Raw genomic sequence first — 19,490 nt, 5'->3', positions numbered from 1 at the left:
AAACCAGGGAGTGATGATGAAGTCGGATATCCAGATCGCCCGCGAGGCGCGCAAACTGCCGATCGCGCAGATCGCCGCCAAATTGGGGCTGAGCGAGGCCGATTTCCTGCCCTATGGTCATGACAAGGCCAAGATCACCCATGACTGTATCGCGGGGCTCGGGGGCAGGCCACAGGGCCGGCTGATCCTTGTCACCGCCATCAACCCGACGCCTGCGGGCGAGGGCAAGACCACCACTACCGTTGGTCTGGGCGATGCCCTGAACCGGATCGGCAAGCGGGCGACCATCTGCATCCGCGAGGCCTCACTGGGGCCGAATTTCGGGATGAAGGGCGGTGCCGCCGGTGGCGGGCGTGCGCAGGTCGTGCCGATGGAGGACATGAACCTGCACTTCACCGGCGATTTCCACGCCATTACCACCGCGCACAATCTGCTGGCCGCGATGATCGACAACCACATTCATTGGGGCAATGCGCTGCGCATCGACCCGCGCCGGGTAACATGGCGGCGGGTGATGGACATGAACGACCGGGTGTTGCGGCAAGTAGTGGTGGCACTTGGCGGCCCGGCGAACGGCGTGCCGCGCGAATGCGGCTTTGACATTACCGTCGCCTCTGAGGTGATGGCGATCCTGTGCCTCGCCTCGGATCTGGCCGATTTGCAAGAGCGTCTTGGCCGCATCATCATCGGCCAGACCTTCGACCGCCAGCCAGTGACGGCACGCGATCTGGGCGCCGATGGGGCGATGACCGTCCTGCTGCGCGACGCGCTGCAACCCAACCTTGTCCAGACCATCGAGAACAACCCGGCGCTGGTTCATGGCGGGCCCTTTGCCAATATCGCCCATGGCTGCAACTCGGTCATGGCGACGCGCACGGCGTTGGCGCTGTCAGATTACGTTGTGACCGAAGCGGGGTTCGGCGCCGATCTGGGGGCCGAAAAGTTTCTTGACATCAAATGCCGTCTGGCGGGGCTGCGCCCCGATGCGGCGGTGCTGGTGGCAACGGTGCGCGCGCTCAAGATGAACGGAGGGGTGGCGCGCGCCGATCTGGGGGCCGAAAACGTCGCCGCCCTGCGCACGGGCTGTGCCAACCTTGGCCGCCATATCGAGAACCTGCGCCAATTCGGCTTGCCGGTGGTGGTGGCGATAAACCATTTCGCCACGGACACTCAGGCCGAGATCGGGGCATTGACCGCCTATTGCCGTGGTCATGGCGTGCAGGCGGTGCTGTGCCGTCACTGGGCCGAAGGCGGCAAAGGGGCCGAGGATCTGGCCCGCACCGTGGTCGATCTGGCCGAAGGTGGCGCAGATTTCGCCCCGATCTATCCTGACGGGATGCCTCTGGCCGAAAAGATCCAGACCATCTGCCGCCGCATATATCGCGCCGATCATGTCGACTTCGCCCCCCATATCCTTGAACGCCTTGCCGAATGGGAGGCAGCGGGCCACGGCAATCTGCCTGTCTGCATGGCCAAGACGCAGTATTCCTTTTCCGCGGATCCCCATGCGCTTGGTGCGCCCGAGGGGTTCTCGGTCCCGGTGCGCGAGGTGCGGCTTTCGGCCGGCGCGGGCTTTGTGGTGGCGATCTGCGGCGATATCATGACCATGCCTGGCCTGCCGCGCGAACCGGCGGCGCTGCGCGTGGGGCTGGATGCCGACGGTCACGTGCAGGGCCTGTTCTAGACGATGCGCGCAGGTCTTCCCGTCGCCCGGCCCGGCATGACGGTCGGGCTGCTGGGCGGGTCCTTTGATCCCGCACATGAGGGTCACGTCCACATCACCGAAGAGGCGCTGCGGCGCTTTGGTCTCGACCGGATCTGGTGGCTGGTCAGTCCGGGCAATCCGCTTAAGGCGCATGGCCCCGCACCTCTGGCCGAGCGGATCGCTGGCGCGAGGAGGATCATGCAGCACCCGCGTGTCGAAATCACCGGGATCGAGGCACAGCTTGGTACCCGCATGACCGCCGACACCATCGCGGCGCTGCAGCGGCTTTATCCCGGCGTACGCTTTGTCTGGCTGATGGGTGCTGACAATCTGGTGCAATTCGACCGCTGGGACCGCTGGCAAGAGATCGCCGCGCGCGTGCCCATTGGCGTTGTAGCCCGGCCGGGCTGGAGGATGCCCGCCCGCTTTTCCCGTGCGGCGCGCCTGATGTGGCGCGCACGTCTGCCCGGGTTGCGTGCGCGGCAGCTGGCACGCTCTGGGACTCCGGCATGGGTGATGATAAACCTGCCGCTGAACAAGCTGAGCTCCAGCGCCATTCGGGCGCGGCGGCCGAAAGGAAACTGATGAACCGATTGTCGCGGCGTGGCTTCATGGCAGGCCTCGGGCTGTTGGCCCTGACGCCCCGCATGGCTGTGGCGCAACAGCCGCCTGCTCCCCGGCCCTCGCACCTTGGGCCTGAAAAGCTGATCACCGAGGCCAAGCTGGGCGGGGTGGTGGCCTTTGCGGTGATCGACCCCATCTCGGGGCAGGTCTTGGCTGAACGTCAGGCAGATCAGCCCATGGCCCCGGCAAGCACGCTGAAGGCGGTGACGGCGCTTTATGCCCTTGACCGGCTGGGCGAGGGGCACCGTTTCCCAACCCGCGTGATCCGCGCCGGAAATACGCTGATCCTCGCAGGTGGCGGAGATCCGGTGCTTGATACCGATGCACTGGATGAACTTGCTGCTGCTGCGGTGGCTGATGAAAAGGCAGCGGGGCGCACGCCGCCGACCACCTTTGCTGTCTGGGGCGGGGCGCTGCCACGTATCGAGCGGCTGGACCCGGCGCAGGATGTCCATCTGCCCTATAATCCGTCGATTTCCGGGATAATCCTGAACTTTAACCGCGTTCATCTGGACTGGCGGCGCGGTGAAAAGGGCTATCGGCTGTCGCTTGAGGCACGGGGCCGCAAACTGTCGCCCCGCGCCTATACCACTGCAATCACAGCGGTCGACCGATCCCTGCCGCTGTTTACCTATGACGCCGACAAGCTGGAGAGCTGGACTATCGCGCGGCGCAGCCTGGGCCGCTCGGGCAGCCGCTGGCTGCCGGTTCGCCGCCCCGAGCTTTATGCCGGGGACGTGTTCCAGACGCTTTGCCGCGCGCGGGGGCTGGCTTTGCCTAATCCCGAGGTGATCGAGATCCTGCCCGAAGGGGTTGAGATCGCCCGTCACGAAAGCCCTCCTCTGCATCAGATCGTGCAGGATATGCTGGAATATTCCACCAACCTGACAGCCGAGGTGATTGGCCTTGCTGCGAGCCGCGCAGGCGATGCGCCAAGTTCGGCCCATGCTATGGCGGACTGGCTACGCGGTCAGGGGATCAACAGCGAGTTTGCCTTTCACGACCATTCGGGCCTGTCGCCCCTAAACCGGGTCAATGCCCGCATGCTTGCCGCGCTGATGGCCGGGCCGGGCCAGTCGCGCAACCTGCGCCGGCTGATGAAGCTGATCCCGCTGCGGGATGCGCAGGGCAAACGCAAGGAAAGCGACATCCGTGTCGAGGCCAAGACCGGGACACTGAACTTTGTCTCGAACCTTGCTGGCTATGCACAGGCGGCAGAGGGGCGGGCACTGGCCTTTGCCATCCTGACCGGAGACGAGCCGCGTCGCGCCGCGACCGAGGGGCAAGAACTGCCCGAGGGCGTGCAGGGCTGGACAAAACGCTCAAAGGCGCTGCAGCAGGCGCTGATCGAGGATTGGCTGGCTGAATTCGCCGCCTCGGCCCCAATCGCCGCGACGCCCGAGGGGGTCAATCTCTAAACAGGATTAAAAATAAGATATAAGACGCTGATATCAAAGAACCCTGTGGCGGGCGCGGGCGGCAAGCTCAATTGCCGCGGCGTGCAGGCGGTCGATGTCGAACTGGTCCCGGATCTCGGCCAGCATCTCGGCTTCGATCTCGCCCAGACGGCCGTCCGAGGCAGCCACGTCGCAGGCCAGCACATAGGCGGTGTCGAACATCTTTTCCGGCAGCGCCTGACGAACGAGGCCGAAAAGGGCGTCAAGCCCGTCCTCTTCTTCGAACAGTGTCACGACAGTCTGGGATACGGCCCGGACCCGGTCGATGTCGTAATCGGCAAAGACAGGGGTGTGGTTCACCGCGCGCTCAATGGCGACCAGCTCAGCCGTGCGGGGGTTCTGATCCGAGGCCGAGACTGCCACCATGACCGCAACCAGCGCGTCGCAGGGCGAGAAAGAGGGCAGAGTGTCAGGCATCACTTCTCTCCGTCGGTTTGCGGGCGTAATTATTGACCAATCCGCCTCATTTCAATACGGGGAAAAGCCTGTGAAATGGAGAACTCCCGATGACCGCCCTGCGTGATGCCGCGATGAAATCCAAGGCCTGGCCCTTTGAAGAGGCCCGCCGCGTGCTGAAACGCTATGAAAAGAAGGATCCCGAAAAGGGTTACGTGCTGTTCCAGACCGGCTATGGCCCCTCGGGTTTGCCCCATATCGGCACCTTTGGCGAGGTGGCGCGCACGACGATGATCCGTCGCGCCTTTGAGATCATCTCGGATATTCCGACACGGCTTTTCTGCTTTTCGGACGACATGGACGGCATGCGCAAAGTGCCCGACAACGTGCCGAACACCGACATGCTGCGCCAGCACCTGCAAAAGCCGCTGACCTCGGTGCCCGATCCCTTTGGCGAATACGACAGCTTTGGCGCCCATAACAACGCCATGCTGCGCCGGTTTCTTGACACTTTCGGCTTTGAGTATGAGTTCATCAGCGCCACCGGGTTTTACAAATCGGGGCAGTTCGATGCGACCCTGCTGAAAGCGGCCGAGAAATACGACGCGATCATGGAGGTCATGCTTGCCTCGCTGCGCGAAGAGCGCCAGCAAACCTATTCCTGCTTCCTGCCGATCAGCCCCAAATCGGGTCGGGTGCTGTATGTGCCGATCAAGCATGTCGATGCCAAGGGCGGCACCATCACCTTTGACGACGAGGATGGCGACGAACTGACGCTGCCCATCACCGGCGGTCATGTGAAATTGCAGTGGAAGCCGGACTTCGGTGCCCGCTGGGCCGCGCTTGACGTCGATTTCGAGATGTATGGCAAAGACCACTCGACCAACACACCGATCTACGACAGCATTTGCGAGATCCTGGGCGGGCGTAAGCCAGAGCATTTCACCTATGAGCTGTTCCTTGACCAGCACGGGCAAAAGATCAGCAAATCCAAAGGGAACGGCCTGTCGATCGACGAATGGCTGACCTATGCGGCGACCGAAAGCCTGTCCTACTTCATGTATCAGAAGCCCAAGACGGCAAAGCGGATGTATTTCGACGTGATCCCCAAGGCGGTGGACGAATATCATCAGCAGCTGCGGGCCTATCCCGATCAAACGCTGGATCAGCAGCTGGCCAACCCGGTCTGGCACATCCATGGCGGCAATGTGCCTGAATCGAGCATGGTCGTGCCGTTCCAGATGCTGCTGAACCTGGCCTCGGTCGCGGGGGCAAAGGACAAGCACGGGCTTTGGGGCTTTATCCGCCGCTATGCGCCCGAGGCCAGCCCCGAGACGCATCCGGCGCTGGACCAGGCTGCCGAATTCGCAGTTCGCTATTTTAACGACTTTGTCGCGCCGGCCCGTGTTTACCGGGCGCCGACCGAAGTCGAGCGTCGCGCGCTTGAGGATCTGGCCGGCCGACTGGCAAGCTGGGATCAGCCCGTTGATGCCGAAGCGTTGCAAACCATGGTCTTTGCCATCGGCCGCGAGCATGGGTTCGAGCCGATGCGGGACTGGTTCCAGGCGCTTTATCAGGTCCTGCTGGGTGCCGATCAGGGGCCACGTTTCGGCGGTTTTATTGCGCTTTACGGCGTCAATGAAACCCGCGCGCTGATCGAGCGCGCCCTGGCCGGAGAGCTGACGGACGGTCCGGCCGCCTGATTCAGCCAGACATTGATGTTGCGCGCGGCCCTGTTGCCGCGCGCGCATAGTTAACGACTGGTTAACGCGGCATTGCCAAATTCCAGCCAGACCGCGCGGGCAAACGCCTCGCAAGTTCTGGAACAGGAGAGAATTGGCATGACCTTTGCGATCATCGGAAACCAGTCGCTGATGCCGCGCGCATTTCGGCAGGGGTTGAATCTGTGGTCCCGGACCGATGGCCGGCCGGGATCGCCGACCTGGGCGGGGGCCGCAAACGCCGCCATCGTCCCTGCTGACGAAGATTTCGGCAGTTGTCTTGAGATCCTTAAGCAAGACACCGAAACCCGCATCCGCTACATGAAACGCACCCCGATCAATCCGGGCAGCTATTTGCGCATCTCGGCCCGGGTCAAGGCAATCGCGGGGAACCTGCCGCAGGTGCGTATTGCGGGCTTTGCCGGCAATGCCGCGGGAAACAATGTCGGCGGCGTGTCTCAGACCGGCCCGGCTGTTACGCTGCCGGGTTATGGCGAGGTCGTCGAGATCGCAGCCATCGTCGGCACCGGCCAACGCGAGGGCGTGGACATGCCCTGGGGGCGCAACGCCACTTTTGGCCATTTTGGTCTGGACCTGATCGGCGACAATAACGGCTCGATCCGTATTGAAAGCATCTTGATCGAGGATGTCACTGCCGCTTTTGTGCCGGGTATGCTTGACTGGGTCGATGTGCGCGATTTCGGCGCCGTGGGCGATGGCAAGACGAACGACCGCGCCGCGTTCCTTGCAGCCGATCAGGCCGCCGCAGGAAGGCAGGTCCTCGTGCCCGAAGGGAGCTATTTTATCGGCTCGGATCTTAGCCTGACCTCTCCCACCCGTTTCGTCGGCACCCTGCGTATGCCGCGCAGCGCGCGTCTGGCATTGCTGCGCAGCTTTGACTATCCGACCTATGCAGCGGCTTTCGGCGATGAAACCGAGGGGCTGAGGCGCGCGCTACAGGCGCTGTTCGGCTATACTGACCATTCTGTGCTGGATCTGTGCGGCCGTAACGTGAACCTGACCGCGCCGATCACCATGGCCGATGCCGCGCCGGGCCTGACCAGCTTTTCCAACCGCCGGGTGATCTCGAACGGGCAGATCAGCATCGTGCCCGGCCCGGCATGGGACAGCCGGACGGTGACTTCAACCGCGACCTTTAACCCGGCCCGGTCGCTGAACCTGACTGCCGTCGCCAATGTCGCGAATATCGAGATCGGCTCTCGCATCATCGGGAGCGGTGTCGGGCGCGAGGTCTATGTGCTGGACAAGAACGTGGCCGCAGGCACGCTGACCCTTTCACAGCCGCTTTATGGCGGGGCGGGGACGCGCAACTATACCTTTGTGCGCTACCGCTATGCGCTCGACTTTTCGGATATGGAGCATCTCAGCCGACTGAATTTCGACGATATCGAATTCCTGCTCGACGGAAATGCAAGCGGCGTCATGCTAGCAAAAAGTGGTTCGCTGAACTGTTTCCGCGACTGCTATTTCACCCGGCCCAAGGATCGCGGCATCACCTCGATCGGGTCATCCTGTCAAGGTATGCTGGTTGACCGCTGTGAGTTTCTGTCAAACGAAATGGGCGATCTGGCGCAGAACCGTTCGACCATTGCACTGAACGTCAACAACAACGACACCAAGATCCGTCACAGCCGCTTTATTCGCTTTGCGCATTTTGCGGTGATGAACGGGGGCGGCCATATCATCGAGGGCAACCATTGGTTTCAGGGTGACAACGCCCAGAACGGCCTGCGTTTTGGCGGGCTGGTGCTAACGCAGACCAACGCGCAGACCACGGTGACCGGCAACTATATCGACAACTGCTCGATCGAGTGGACGAATGAGCACGACCCCAGTCCGAAGTTTGAGGGGGATGAATATTCATTCGGCGGCCTGACCATAACCGGCAACACCTTTCTTGCCTCGAACACGACCGAGGGTTTTAACTGGCTGGTCGTCAAACCTTATGGTGCGGGGCATTTCATCCACGGCCTTGCCGTGATGGGCAATGTGTTCAAGTCGCTGTACAATAAGGTCAACCGTATCGACAGCGTCGATACCAGTTTCGCCGACCTTAACTATCAGCGCATGCGCAACATCCAGTTTCAGGGTAACATGTTCAACGGCGTGAACACCTATGTTGCGAACCCGGTCGATGTCGCCTTTACCCAAGGGACGGCTTCAAACCGTTGGGTGATTACGGTGGATACGGCGTTGCCCTTTAACGGATGGGTGCGCAACGTTCAGTCGGTCGTGGCGACCAGCCAGATCACCAATGCCGCGAACAAGCCTGTTTTCGAAATGCCATGGGTGCAGTCCGCACTGGGATCGACCCGCCGGCAGGTGGCGTTGCATTGGAGCACAGCGGCCCGTGGATCGGTCAGCCTGCGTCTGCGCATGGACAACCCGGACTGACCGTCACCCTGCGCGACCACCGTACTTTCCCCGGCGGATCACTCTGCCGGGGGGTTCAGCATGTCTGATGGCAGCAGGCGGAAAGCCTGACCAAACCCGCCATTCAGCAGACCCGAGACCGGCTCGATCCGCCAGAAGCGAAAGTCTGGTAGGTCGAAATAGACCTTGGCCTTGGGGTCACGGGTAAGCCAGCGCGCACGACGCTCTGTATCCGCAGGGGCGGGAACGGCGCGGCCAAGGATCGACAGTCGCGCGTGGGTCATGGCATCACCCTTGGCGACATCGGCCACGATCAACAGACCGGCACGCGGATCCGCAGCCAGCGCCCGCGTATGCGCCGCAAGCCCGGACAAAAGCGCAAGCGGCGCACCATCGGCATCGGTCTGCAAGGCGATGCGGGTAACAAGCGGCACTCCCGTTTCAGGGTCAATCGTACCAAGGCTGGCATGCCGCGCCTGCGCCAGCAATTGCCGGGCAAGGTCGCGGGCCTCATCGGTGGTTTCGCGAATCGGATCCTTTTTCATGGCGGCATGTTGCGCCAGGCGCCACCCCGGCAGCAACCTGATTCCGACTGTATTTGTCAGATGCTCACCGTCAGCTCTTCGGGACTAAGCGCGCCGGGATAATGGCAGGCGGTCAGATGTGCACCACCCGTAAGATCAGGGCGATCCAGGGCACAACGCTCCTGCGCGCGCGGACACCGGGTGCGGAATACGCAGCCCGAGGGCGGGTTCATGGGCGAGGGCAGCTCTCCGCTAAGCGGGATGATACGCTTGTCCCGCTCAAGCTCCGGGTCGGGGATCGGCACGGCTGACAACAGCGCCTGCGTATAGGGGTGCTGGGGATCGGCATATAGCTGGTCTGCGCCGGCAAGCTCCATCACCCGGCCCAGATACATCACCAGAACCCGGTCGCTGATATGTTTCACCACCGACAGATCATGCGCGATAAAGATCAGCGCCAGCCCCAGATCGCGCTGCAACTCGGCCAGCAGGTTGATGACCTGCGCCTGAATCGAGACATCCAATGCCGAGACCGGTTCATCGCAGATCACCAGTTTCGGCTGCACGATCAACGCCCGGGCAATGCCGATGCGCTGACATTGACCGCCGCTGAATTCATGCGGATAGCGGTTGATCTGGTTCGGCAACAGGCCGACCCGATCCATCATGTCTTTGACCCGGCGGCGGACCTCGTCACGGCCAAGGCCCTTGTGATGGGTGGTCAAAGGTTCGGCGATGATCTGGCCTACGGTCATGCGCGGGTTAAGGCTGGCCAACGGGTCCTGAAATACCATCTGGATCTGGCTGCGATAGCGCATCATCCGACGCGGAGACAGGCCGATCAGATTGGTGCCATCCTGCCAGATCGCCTGTCCATCTGCCGGGGCAAGACCGATCAGCGCCCGCGCCAGCGTGGACTTGCCCGAACCGGATTCGCCGACAACCCCCAAAGTCTCGCCCGGCATCAGGGTGAAATCGACACCCCCGACCGCATGAAGCAGGCGCGGCTTGGCCCAGGGCAGGGCCCCTTGTCCGGGAAGCTGGAACGTGACGCGCAGATCGCGCGCCTCTAGCAAGGGCTGGTCGGTCACAGCTTGGCCTCCTGCAACAGATCGGAATGCGGGGTACTGCGCAGCACGGCCAGGTTTGCGTGGCAGGCGCGCTCGCGACCGGGGGCGAAAGCCTCAAGCGGTGGCATGGCCTCGCAGGCTGGCATGACATAGGCGCAGCGCGGCGCAAAGGGACAGCCGGGCGGCGGGTTGGTCATGTTCGGCGGGCTGCCGGGGATGGCGGCAAGCTGTTCACCCTGCTGATCAACGCGCGGGATGGCGGCAAGCAGCCCCCGGGTATAGGGATGGGCAGGGTCGGCAAATAGCGGCGCGACCGCCGCTCGCTCCATCACCCGGCCGCCATACATGACCATCACCCGTTCGCAAGCGCCCGCAACGACGCCAAGGTCATGGGTGATCAGGATCATCGCCATGCCGAATTCGCGGCGCAGTTCGGCCAAAAGCTCCATGATCTGCGCCTGAACGGTCACATCCAGCGCCGTCGTCGGCTCATCCGCGATCAGCAGATCGGGGCGGCAAAGCAGCGCCATCGCGATCATCACCCGCTGCCGCATCCCGCCCGAGAACTCATGCGGATAAAGCCTGATGCGGCCTTGCGCGTCAGGGATGCGGACCGCGTCCAGCATCCGCGCAGCCTCGGCAACTGCCTCGCGCTTGCCCATGCCCTTATGCAGCATCAGCACCTCGGCCATCTGGTCCGAGACACGCATATAGGGGTTCAGGCTTGTCATCGGGTCCTGAAACACCATGGCAATGCGGCGGGCGCGAATGCTGTTCAGCACCTTTGGCGGAGCGTTCAGGATCTCGGCCCCTTCGAACCGCACAGAACCCGAGGCACGCCCGTTTCGCGCCAGCAGCCCCATCACCGAAAAGGCCAGCTGCGATTTGCCCGAGCCGGATTCGCCGACGATGCCCAGCACCTCGCCGCGCTCAAGATCAAGGTCGATGCCGTTGACGGCGGCAACCTCGCCCTCGACGGTCGAAAAGCGCACCTTCAGATCACGGATTTCCAGCAATGCCATGTCAGCGATCCTTCGGGTCCAGAGCGTCGCGCAAGCCATCCCCGACAAAGAAAAAGGCAAATAGCGTGACGCAAAAGAAGAACAGCGGAAAAACAAGCTGCCAGAGCGTGCCGTAATTCATCGTCCCCGCCCCCTCGGAAATCAGCGCGCCCCAGGAGGTCAGTGGCTCTTGCACGCCAAGGCCAAGGAAACTGATAAAGCTTTCGGTCAGGATCATCAGCGGCACCAGCAGCGTCGCATAGACCGCCACCACGCCCATCAGGTTCGGCACGATATGGCGCAGGATGATGCGCCAGGCAGGAACTCCGGTCGCGCGGGCGGCCTCGATGAACTCTCGGTTCTTCAGGCTCAGGGTCTGGCCGCGCACGATCCGCGACATGTCGAGCCATGAGATCAGCCCGATGCCCAGAAACAGCATCAGCATCGACCGGCCAAAGATCACCAGCAGCAGGATCAGCACGAACATATAGGGAATGGACATCAGCACATCGACCGTACGCATCATCACCGCGTCGATACGGCCGCCAAGATAGCCCGCGGTCGCGCCATAAAGCGTGCCCACAAGAACGGCGATCCCCGCACCGATCAGACCGACCATCAGGCTGATCTGCGTGCCCTGCACCGTGCGGGCAAACAGGTCGCGGCCCAGATCGTCAGTGCCGAACCAATGCCCGTTTTCAAGGCTGGGCGCGCCAAGCTGCGCAGCCTGACCCATGATCGAAAAGTCCATCTCTTCGTTCGACCATGCGGCGATATGATTACCAAACAGGGCAAACAGCCCGACAAGGATCAGCACCAGCAGGCTGACCATGGCGGCCTTGTTGCGGCGAAAGCGGCGGCGCGCGTCAGCCCATGGGCTGCGGCCCTTGACCTCGGGCTGGGCCAGGCGCGTGGCCAGTGACTGCATTTTCTGGCTGTCAATCATGGCTCAATACCGGATCTTGGGGTCGATCCAGGCGTAAAGCACATCGACCACGAGGCTGAAGAAAATGGTCAGCGCACCGACAAGAATGGTGATTCCCATCATCACCGCATAGTCGCGGTTCAGCGCCGAATCGACAAAGCTGCGGCCGATGCCTCCGGTCGAGAAATACATGTCGATCACCACCGAACCGGTGATCATGGTGACAAAGGCCGGGCCAAGATAGCTGATGACCGGCAACAACGCGGGGCGGAGCGCATGGCGCAGGATCACCGCGCGTTCGGGCAGGCCCTTGGCACGCGCGGTGCGGATATGGTTTGAACCCAGTACCTCCAGCATCGAACTGCGGGTGATACGGGCAATAGAGGCCATGAAGCTGGTCGACAGCGCCACGACCGGCATGATCCAATAGGTGGGACCGCCCCAGCCTCCGCCCGGCAGCCAGCCAAGCCACAGCGTAAAGACCAGCACCAGCAAAGGCGCCATGACGAAGTTCGGCAACACCTGCGCGCCGATCGAGATACCGACCGCAAGGTGATCAAGCCAGGAGTTCTGCCGGATCGCCGCCGCCACGCCAAGGCTGATGCCCACCGCCACCGCAACGGCAAAGGCGATGCCGCCATAGGTCAGCGTCACCGGAAAACCAGCGGCGATGATCTGGTTCACCGAACGGTCGGGATAGACAAAGCTGGGGCCGAAGTCGAAATGTGCGACAATGCCCCAGACATAGCCCACGATCTGCCGCCACAGCGGCTGATCAAGCCCGTATTTGGCATTCAGGTTGGCCAGCACTTGCGGCGGCAGGGCGCGTTCCTGCGTGAAGGGACCGCCTGGCGCGGCATACATCAGCAGGAACGAAACGACGATCAGCAAAAGCAGCGTCGGGATGGCGACCGCGAGCCGCCGCAAGATAAAGCCAAACATGTGCAGGTTCCCGAATTCAGGTGCCGGACAGGATCAGGGCCGGGTGCGGGCGGTCGCCTCCATGGCTTATTTCTGGATGCGATAGATGTTCCTGGCGTACCAGTTGTTCATCACGTTCATGGTCGGCAGGCCCTTGATGTCATCGCGGATCATGTCGACCTTGGCATAGTGATAGATCGGGACCAGCGGCATGTCCTCGGCCAGGATCTGCTCGGCCGCGGTATATTGCTGGTTGGGGTCCTCAGAGGTCTTGGACTGATCCATCACCTTGTCGAACTCGGGGTTCGAATAGCCGCCGTAGTTCATCCCGGTCGAACGGAAAAAGTCGAGGAAGGTCGAGGCCTCGTTGAAATCGGCGCACCACGCATAGCGGGCCATCTGGAAATCGCCCGATTGCATCCGGTCGGTATGTACCTTCCATTCGACGTTGTTCAGCGTCAGCTCGATGCCAAGCGGTTTATAGAACTGCTGGGCGGCAACGGCGATCCTCTTGTGGCTTTCGTCGGTGTTGTACTGCAGTGTCAGCTTTAGCGGCTTGTCCGGCCCATAGCCCGCCTCGGCAAGCAGCGCCTTGGCCTTTTCCAGCCGCTCGGCCTGCGACCACGAGGCGTAATCAATCTGCGGCATCTGAAAGCCTTCGATCGCCCAATGGGTCCAGTTATAGGCGGGCTTCTGGCCGCCCTGCAGGATCTGGTTCACCACCACATCACGCTGCATGGCATAACTCAGCGCCTTGCGCACCCGCGCGTCCTTGAGCGCCTCGGGGCCTTTCTCGCCCACATTCATCAGATAGCCGTAGGTGCAGGAAAACGGGATCGAGGTCGCCTGATCGGGGAACTGTTCCTTAAGCCGGGGATACTGACCGGCAGGGATCTGCACCCGGTCCAGCTCACCCGCCTGATAGCGGGTCAGTGCTACGTTGTTGTCATTCACCGTCAGGCCCTTGATATGCTCCATGACGACATTGGCGGCGTCCCAGTATTCGGGGTTCTTGTCCATGCTGATCTGCACGCCGAGGTCATGGCTTTTCAGCACGAAAGCGCCGTTGCCGACCAGCTTGCCCGGCTGCGTCCAGTTGTCGCCCCCGGCCTCGACCACCTTCTGGTTGACCGGGAAGGTCGAGGGATGCGTGACCATTTTCGGAAAATAGGGGGTGGGGGTGGTCAGCCGCACCTCAAGCGTGTGGTCATCGGCGGCCTTGACGCCCAGTTCGTCGGGCTTTTTCTCGCCCTTGACGATGGCGGTGGCATTTTCGACGTTCATCAGCTCCATGTACCACGCGTATTCCGCTGCGGTCGCCGGATCGGCCAGCCGCCGCCAGGCATAGACGAAATCATGCGCCGTGACCGGATCGCCGTTTGACCATTTCGCCTCGGGGCGCAGGTGGAACGTATAGGTCAGCTTGTCCTCGGACAGATCAAAACCCGTCGCCACACCGGGTACAGGGGCGCCATGGCCGTCCTCGTTCATCAGCCCCTCGAACAGCTGACGCAGGACATCCGAACCTTCGACATCGGTGTTCTTCTGCGGGTCGGTCGTCTTGATCGCGTCCAGCAGCCAGAAGGTATAGCTCTGATTCTCGGCCAGCTTTTCACCTTCGGCGGGCTGGACGGCAAAAGCGGGCAGGGCAAGCCCTGCAACCAGTGCGGTAGTGAGGAACAGACGGGTCATAGGGCACCTCTCTGATATCTTGCGGCGCGGCTGCTTGCCGGCTCGGCCGTGATGATTAGAGAAATAGTGCCCAAAAGCTGTAAGACAGCAAGAGCGATTTCCGGCTTTCGCAACGTCAGGCCATGTGAAACAACAAGGGCATGAGTTCTGATACACGCATCACCATGGTTACGGGCGGTGCCCGGTCGGGAAAGTCGGCGCTGGCCGAATCCCTTGCCGCCCGCCAGCCCGGCCCGCGGATCTATATCGCCACAGCCGAGGCATGGGATGACGAGATGACCGACCGTATCGCCCGTCACCGCGACCAGCGTGGTCCCGGCTGGCAAACGGTCGAAGAGCCGCGCGACCTTGCCGGTGCGCTTGCGCGTACCGACGGGCAGGGGGTGCGGCTGGTCGATTGCCTGACGCTGTGGCTGTCGAACATGATGGCCGAGGGTGATCCCGGCCCACATGTAAGCGCGCTTTGTCAGACGCTTGGCGCCCAGCACAGCCCGGTGGTGCTGGTGACAAATGAGCTGGGCCTTGGCATCGTGCCCGAAAATCCGCTTGCCCGCCGCTTCCGGGATGAGCATGGCTGGATGAATCAGGCAATCGCGCGCGTTGCGGACGAAGTCTGGATGGCCGTCAGCGGCCTGCCGCTGTGCCTGAAATCGCAATGAGGGATATAGTGAAACAGTTCGACGAGACCGCCGCCGCCGCCGCCCGTGACCGTCAGGATCAGCTGACCAAGCCGCCGGGATCGCTGGGCCGGTTAGAAGAGCTGGCGGTCTTCATGGCAGGCTGGCAGGGCACGGATCGGCCTGTGATCGACCGCGCGCAGGCACTGGTCTTTGCCGGCAATCATGGTGTGACCAATCAGGGCGTGAACCCTTTCCCGGTCGAGGTCACCGCCCAGATGGTCGGGAATTTCCGCAACGGCGGCGCGGCGATCAACCAGCTTTGCCGGTTGGCGGGCGCCGATCTGCAGGTGATCGCGCTGGAGCTTGACCGTCCCACCGCTGATTTCACTCAAGGCATGGCGATGGAGACCGAGGATCTGATCACCGCCATCCAGACCGGCAAGAACGCCATTGACCCCGAAGCCGATGTCATCCTGCTTGGCGAAATGGGGATCGGCAATTCGACCGTCGCGGCGGCGCTGGCAGCAGCAACCTTTGGTGGCACGGCCGAGGATTGGGTCGGCCCGGGCACCGGTGCCGACGACGGGGTCATGGCCAACAAGCTGCGGGCTGTCGAGACCGGGCTGAAACGTCACAAGGGCGCGGCAACCTCGGCCTCGATCCTTGGCTCATATGGCGGGCGCGAACAGGCGGCAATATGCGGCGCGGTGATTCGGGCGCGCGAACTGGGCATTCCGGTGATCCTTGACGGCTTTATCTGCTCGGCGGCTGCCGGGGTCCTGATGGTGAACGACCGCAATGCGCTGGATCACTGCCTGATCGGCCATGAAAGCGCCGAGCCGGGGCATCGCCGGCTGATCGCCGTCCTTGGCAAAAAGCCGGTGGTGACGCTCGACATGCGGCTGGGCGAGGGGTCGGGCGCAGCCGTGGCGCTGATGGTTCTGCGCGCGGCGCTGGAATGCCACAACGGTATGGCCACTTTCGCCGAGGCCGGGATTGGCTAGGCGCCTGACCGAGGCGGCGCTGGCGCTTGTCTGGCTGACCCGCCTGCCGGTGGGACGGTTTCTGCCTGCCGCGCCTCCGACACTTGCCCAGGCCGCCTGGGCATTTCCGCTGGTCGGGCTGGTGGTCGGCCTGATCGCGGCGGCCGTGCTGGGCCTGGCGGCACTTGCCGGGCTGCCGGGGGGTATCGCCGCGCTGCTTGCCATCGGCACGGTCATGCTTGTAACCGGAGGGTTGCACGAAGACGGCCTGGCCGATTGCGCGGATGGCAGCGGGGGCGCAGACCGGGAAAGACGGCTTGAAATCATGCGCGATTCCCGTGTTGGCAGCTATGGCGTGCTGGCGCTGATCGTAACCGTCGGGCTGCGCGTCTTTGCCATCGCAGCGCTCATGCCCGAACCATGGACCGCGGCAGCGGCGGTGGTCGGGCTGGGCGCAGCATCCCGCGCCGGGATGGCCGCGGGGCTGGGGCTGATGCCTGCCGCGCGCCTTGATGGGTTGGGCCATGCCGCAGGACGGCCCGGGAAAGGGACAATCCGGGCGGCGATGATCCTTGGCGGTGCGTCGCTCATCCTGCCCGCGCTTGCCTTGCCCAGTCCGGTGCCCGCCTGGCTTGTCCTGATCGCGGCGGTTGCGCTGGCGCAGCTGTGGCTTGCGCGATGGGCGATGCGCAGACTTGGCGGCCAGACCGGCGACGTCCTGGGCGCAATGCAGCAGATCGGTGAGGCGGCGGGCCTTGTCGCAATGGTTGCGCTGGCCTGAACCCCCGCGCGTCGCCTTTTTCTTGACGCATTCCTGCGGTTCACTCATACCAGACCGCCACATGAGAAAGTCAGGGACAATCCGGGGCCCGTCACGCATGGGCTGCCATTGAACGAGGGAGGTTTTCATATGGGTGCCCTGCTGGGCCTGTCGCGCGGCATAGACCGCATCAACTCGATCATCGGCCGCGGCATGAGCTGGATGATCCTGGTCGCCGTTCTGGTCAGCGCCGGGAATGCTGTCGTCCGCAAGGTGCTGAACACCTCGTCCAACGCCTGGCTTGAACTGCAATGGTACCTCTTTGGGGCCGCGTTCCTTGGCGCGGCGGCGTATACGCTCAAAGAGAACGAGCATATCCGCATCGACATCATCTACGGGATGTGGAGCCGACGCCGTCAGCACTGGATCGACCTGATCGGGCATGTCCTGTTTCTGATGCCCTTTGTCACGCTGATGATCTGGTATCTCTACCCTTGGGTGATGCGCTCTTATGCGCGGGGCGAGGTCTCGAACAACGCTGGGGGGCTGGTGCTGTGGCCTGCCAAGATGATGTTGCTCATCGCCTTTATCATGCTGTTCTTTCAGGGCATTTCCGAGATCATCAAAAAGATCGCCGTCATGCGTGGCGTCATCGAAGACCCCACCCCCTTCGTCTCGGCCCATGAGGCCGCGGCCGTGGAAAGCGAGATGATGGCGCGCGAGATGCAGGCCGTACTGGAACAGGACACCGAGGACGGAGACAGCCGCAAATGATGGTCTTCATCGCGCAGAACATGGCGCCGATCATGTTCGCCTCGCTGGTGCTCTTTCTGCTCTTTGGCTATCCGGTCGCGTTCGCGCTGGCGGCAAACGGGCTGCTGTTCTTTGTCATCGGGGTCGAGCTCGCTCCGCTGTCGGGCGGTAGTATCAACCTTAGCTGGCCCCTGCTGAACGCCATGCCAGAAAGGTTATGGGGGGTACTGTCAAACGAGACATTGCTTGCCATTCCATTCTTTACCTTCATGGGCATCGTGCTGGAGAAATCCGGCATGGCCGAAGACCTGCTTGACACCATCGGTCAGCTTTTCGGTCCGATCCGGGGTGGTCTGGCCTATGCGGTCATCATTGTCGGCGCGCTTCTTGCTGCGACGACCGGGGTTGTTGCTGCATCGGTCATTGCCATGGGGCTGATCTCGCTGCCGATCATGCTGCGCTATGGCTATGATCGCAGCATCTCTGCCGGCACCATCGCCGCAGCCGGTACGCTGGCGCAGATCATCCCGCCGTCGCTGGTGCTGATCGTGCTTGCCGACCAGCTTGGCCGGTCGGTCGGTGACATGTACAAGGGCGCGCTGATCCCCGGTCTGGTGCTGACCGGGATCTACATCCTTTACATCTTTGTCATGTCGATCATCCGCCCGAACAGCCTGCCGGCCCTGCCGAAAGAGGCGCGGACGCTTGGCTCGGGCGTTACCTCGCTGCTGGTGGCGCTGGCACTGACGCTTGGGATGGCGTGGCTTGCATTCCGCTGGCTTTACCCGACGCAGGGACGCGATGCCGACATCCTGGCTCCGGCTCTGGCGGTGATCGTGATCTATGTGCTGGCGCTTTTGGACCGGGCGATGAACACCAACCTGATGTCGCGCCTTGCGCAACAGGTCATCATCGTGCTGATCCCGCCAATGGCACTGATCTTTCTGGTGCTGGGCACGATCTTTCTGGGCATCGCCACGCCCTCTGAAGGGGGTGCGATGGGCGCGGTCGGCGCACTGTTCCTTGCAGGAATCAAGAACCGGCTGAACTATGACGTGATCCGACAGGCGCTGCTGGCCACGACGCGGTTGTCGGCTTTTGTCATGTTCATCCTGATCGGGGCGCGGGTGTTCTCGCTGACCTTCTATGGCGTGAACGGGCATCTGTGGGTCGAACATCTGCTGACCTCGCTGCCCGGGGGCGAATATGGCTTCCTGATCGCGGTGTCGCTGCTGGTCTTTCTGCTGGCGTTCTTTCTGGACTTCTTCGAACTGGCCTTCATCATCGTCCCGCTGCTTGCCCCCGCGGCCGAGGCCATGGGCATCGACCTGATCTGGTTCGGCGTCCTGCTGGGCGTGAACATGCAGACCAGCTTTATGCATCCACCCTTTGGCTTTGCGCTGTTCTTCCTGCGATCGGTCGCACCGCGGGCACCCTATCAGGACAAGGTGACGGGGCGGACGATGCAGCCAGTGACCACCGGGCAGATCTATTGGGGCGCGGTGCCCTATGTCTGTATCCAGCTGGTCATGGTGGCGATCGTGATGATCTTCCCCGGGCTGGTCATGCATTACAAAGGCGCGCCGATCGACACCTCGAACGTCCGTATCGAGATCCCCTCGGGCGGCGGCGAGTTGGGGGGCCTTGGCGGCTTTGGCGGGCTTGGGGGAGGAGATCCCTTTGGCCAGCAAGGCACGACCGCGCCCGCAGCCCCCTCGCTGGATGGGCTGGGCGGTCTTGGCGGGGCACCGGATTTCGGCGCGAGCACCAGCCCTGCACCCGAAACGCCTGCGCCCGAAGCTGCCGCCCCCGCTGCGCCGGCGGACGGGCTGGGTGGGCCGCTGTCGGGCCCGCCACCCGGTCTGACCGCACCAGCGCAGCCTTAGGGCAACTGATAGCAAAGGCGGCCTCCGGGCCGCCTTTTTCATGAACGCCGCCACAGAA

Annotated in this window: 17 protein-coding genes; 10 read left to right on the top strand and 7 right to left on the bottom strand. The window is 62.8% G+C overall.

The window, feature by feature from the left end; genetic code table 11:
- Positions 1–10 precede the first annotated feature (10 nt).
- Genes F8A10_RS11435 through F8A10_RS11425 form a run of 3 tightly spaced genes read left to right on the top strand, consistent with a single transcriptional unit; the run spans position 11 to position 3,747 of the window.
- On the top strand, positions 11–1,684 hold the full coding sequence (locus F8A10_RS11435; RefSeq protein ID WP_029372400.1) for a formate--tetrahydrofolate ligase: 1,674 nt from the start codon (positions 11–13) through the stop codon (positions 1,682–1,684).
- Between the two features lie 3 nt (positions 1,685–1,687).
- Positions 1,688–2,290: a nicotinate-nucleotide adenylyltransferase gene (locus F8A10_RS11430; protein ID WP_010398379.1), complete on the top strand. Its 603-nt coding sequence runs from the start codon at positions 1,688–1,690 to the stop codon at positions 2,288–2,290.
- The gene (locus tag F8A10_RS11425) at positions 2,290–3,747 is read left to right on the top strand and encodes a D-alanyl-D-alanine carboxypeptidase/D-alanyl-D-alanine-endopeptidase (RefSeq protein ID WP_152367388.1); all 1,458 of its coding nucleotides are present in this window, start codon (positions 2,290–2,292) and stop codon (positions 3,745–3,747) included. Before F8A10_RS11430 ends, F8A10_RS11425 begins: the two co-directional genes overlap by 1 nt.
- Before the next feature lie 33 nt (positions 3,748–3,780).
- On the opposite strand, the gene F8A10_RS11420 is transcribed toward F8A10_RS11425, so the two are convergent.
- A complete protein-coding gene (locus F8A10_RS11420; protein ID WP_010398374.1) occupies positions 3,781–4,203 on the bottom strand; it encodes a tellurite resistance TerB family protein in 423 nt (140 codons plus the stop codon).
- An 89-nt stretch (positions 4,204–4,292) separates the two neighbouring features.
- Between F8A10_RS11420 and F8A10_RS11415 the strand changes: the two genes are divergently transcribed.
- Together F8A10_RS11415 and F8A10_RS11410 are read left to right on the top strand one after the other, a co-directional pair.
- Positions 4,293–5,885, top strand: a complete 1,593-nt coding sequence (locus F8A10_RS11415) for a lysine--tRNA ligase (protein WP_152367387.1) — start codon at positions 4,293–4,295, stop codon at positions 5,883–5,885.
- A gap of 138 nt (positions 5,886–6,023) precedes the next feature.
- The gene (locus tag F8A10_RS11410; protein ID WP_152367386.1) at positions 6,024–8,318 is read left to right on the top strand and encodes a glycosyl hydrolase family 28-related protein; all 2,295 of its coding nucleotides are present in this window, start codon (positions 6,024–6,026) and stop codon (positions 8,316–8,318) included.
- 38 nt (positions 8,319–8,356) lie between these two features.
- On the opposite strand, the gene F8A10_RS11405 is transcribed toward F8A10_RS11410, so the two are convergent.
- The 6 genes from F8A10_RS11405 to F8A10_RS11380 all read right to left on the bottom strand — a co-directional run bounded on the left by F8A10_RS11405 (position 8,357) and on the right by F8A10_RS11380 (position 14,430).
- On the bottom strand, positions 8,357–8,842 hold the full coding sequence (locus F8A10_RS11405) for a HugZ family pyridoxamine 5'-phosphate oxidase (protein WP_085501417.1): 486 nt from the start codon (positions 8,840–8,842) through the stop codon (positions 8,357–8,359).
- Between the two features lie 56 nt (positions 8,843–8,898).
- The gene (locus F8A10_RS11400) at positions 8,899–9,912 is read right to left on the bottom strand and encodes an oligopeptide/dipeptide ABC transporter ATP-binding protein (RefSeq protein WP_152367385.1); all 1,014 of its coding nucleotides are present in this window, start codon (positions 9,910–9,912) and stop codon (positions 8,899–8,901) included.
- Positions 9,909–10,913, bottom strand: coding sequence for an oligopeptide/dipeptide ABC transporter ATP-binding protein (locus tag F8A10_RS11395; protein ID WP_152367384.1), 1,005 nt, complete (start codon positions 10,911–10,913; stop codon positions 9,909–9,911). The genes F8A10_RS11400 and F8A10_RS11395 overlap by 4 nt, the downstream gene beginning before the upstream one ends.
- A gap of 1 nt (position 10,914) precedes the next feature.
- Positions 10,915–11,838 (bottom strand): ABC transporter permease subunit, encoded by a 924-nt coding sequence (locus F8A10_RS11390; RefSeq protein ID WP_010398362.1) that lies wholly within the window; start codon positions 11,836–11,838, stop codon positions 10,915–10,917.
- Between the two features lie 3 nt (positions 11,839–11,841).
- Complete coding sequence (oppB, locus tag F8A10_RS11385) at positions 11,842–12,759, bottom strand: oligopeptide ABC transporter permease OppB (protein WP_010398359.1); 918 nt, start codon at positions 12,757–12,759, stop codon at positions 11,842–11,844.
- A gap of 66 nt (positions 12,760–12,825) precedes the next feature.
- Positions 12,826–14,430 carry a peptide ABC transporter substrate-binding protein gene (locus F8A10_RS11380; protein WP_152367383.1) on the bottom strand — a complete coding sequence of 535 codons (1,605 nt, stop codon included), beginning with the start codon at positions 14,428–14,430 and terminating at the stop codon, positions 12,826–12,828.
- Between the two features lie 140 nt (positions 14,431–14,570).
- Between F8A10_RS11380 and cobU the strand changes: the two genes are divergently transcribed.
- The 5 genes from cobU to F8A10_RS11355 all read left to right on the top strand — a co-directional run bounded on the left by cobU (position 14,571) and on the right by F8A10_RS11355 (position 19,432).
- Positions 14,571–15,089 carry a bifunctional adenosylcobinamide kinase/adenosylcobinamide-phosphate guanylyltransferase gene (gene cobU, locus F8A10_RS11375; RefSeq protein WP_152367382.1) on the top strand — a complete coding sequence of 173 codons (519 nt, stop codon included), beginning with the start codon at positions 14,571–14,573 and terminating at the stop codon, positions 15,087–15,089.
- Positions 15,086–16,054: a nicotinate-nucleotide--dimethylbenzimidazole phosphoribosyltransferase gene (gene cobT / locus F8A10_RS11370; RefSeq protein ID WP_085501420.1), complete on the top strand. Its 969-nt coding sequence runs from the start codon at positions 15,086–15,088 to the stop codon at positions 16,052–16,054. Before cobU ends, cobT begins: the two co-directional genes overlap by 4 nt.
- Positions 16,047–16,814, top strand: coding sequence for an adenosylcobinamide-GDP ribazoletransferase (cobS, locus tag F8A10_RS11365; protein WP_085501421.1), 768 nt, complete (start codon positions 16,047–16,049; stop codon positions 16,812–16,814). The genes cobT and cobS overlap by 8 nt, the downstream gene beginning before the upstream one ends.
- 129 nt (positions 16,815–16,943) lie before the next feature.
- A complete protein-coding gene (locus tag F8A10_RS11360) occupies positions 16,944–17,567 on the top strand; it encodes a TRAP transporter small permease subunit (protein ID WP_010398348.1) in 624 nt (207 codons plus the stop codon).
- Positions 17,564–19,432, top strand: coding sequence for a TRAP transporter large permease (locus F8A10_RS11355; protein WP_152367381.1), 1,869 nt, complete (start codon positions 17,564–17,566; stop codon positions 19,430–19,432). The genes F8A10_RS11360 and F8A10_RS11355 overlap by 4 nt, the downstream gene beginning before the upstream one ends.
- The last annotated feature ends 58 nt before the right edge of the window (positions 19,433–19,490 follow it).

It is taken from the genome of Paracoccus kondratievae (assembly GCF_009301415.1).
Taxonomy (GTDB): domain Bacteria; phylum Pseudomonadota; class Alphaproteobacteria; order Rhodobacterales; family Rhodobacteraceae; genus Paracoccus; species Paracoccus kondratievae.
The sequence above is the reverse complement of the archived record's forward strand: the minus strand, read 5'-3'. Positions and strand labels throughout refer to the sequence as shown.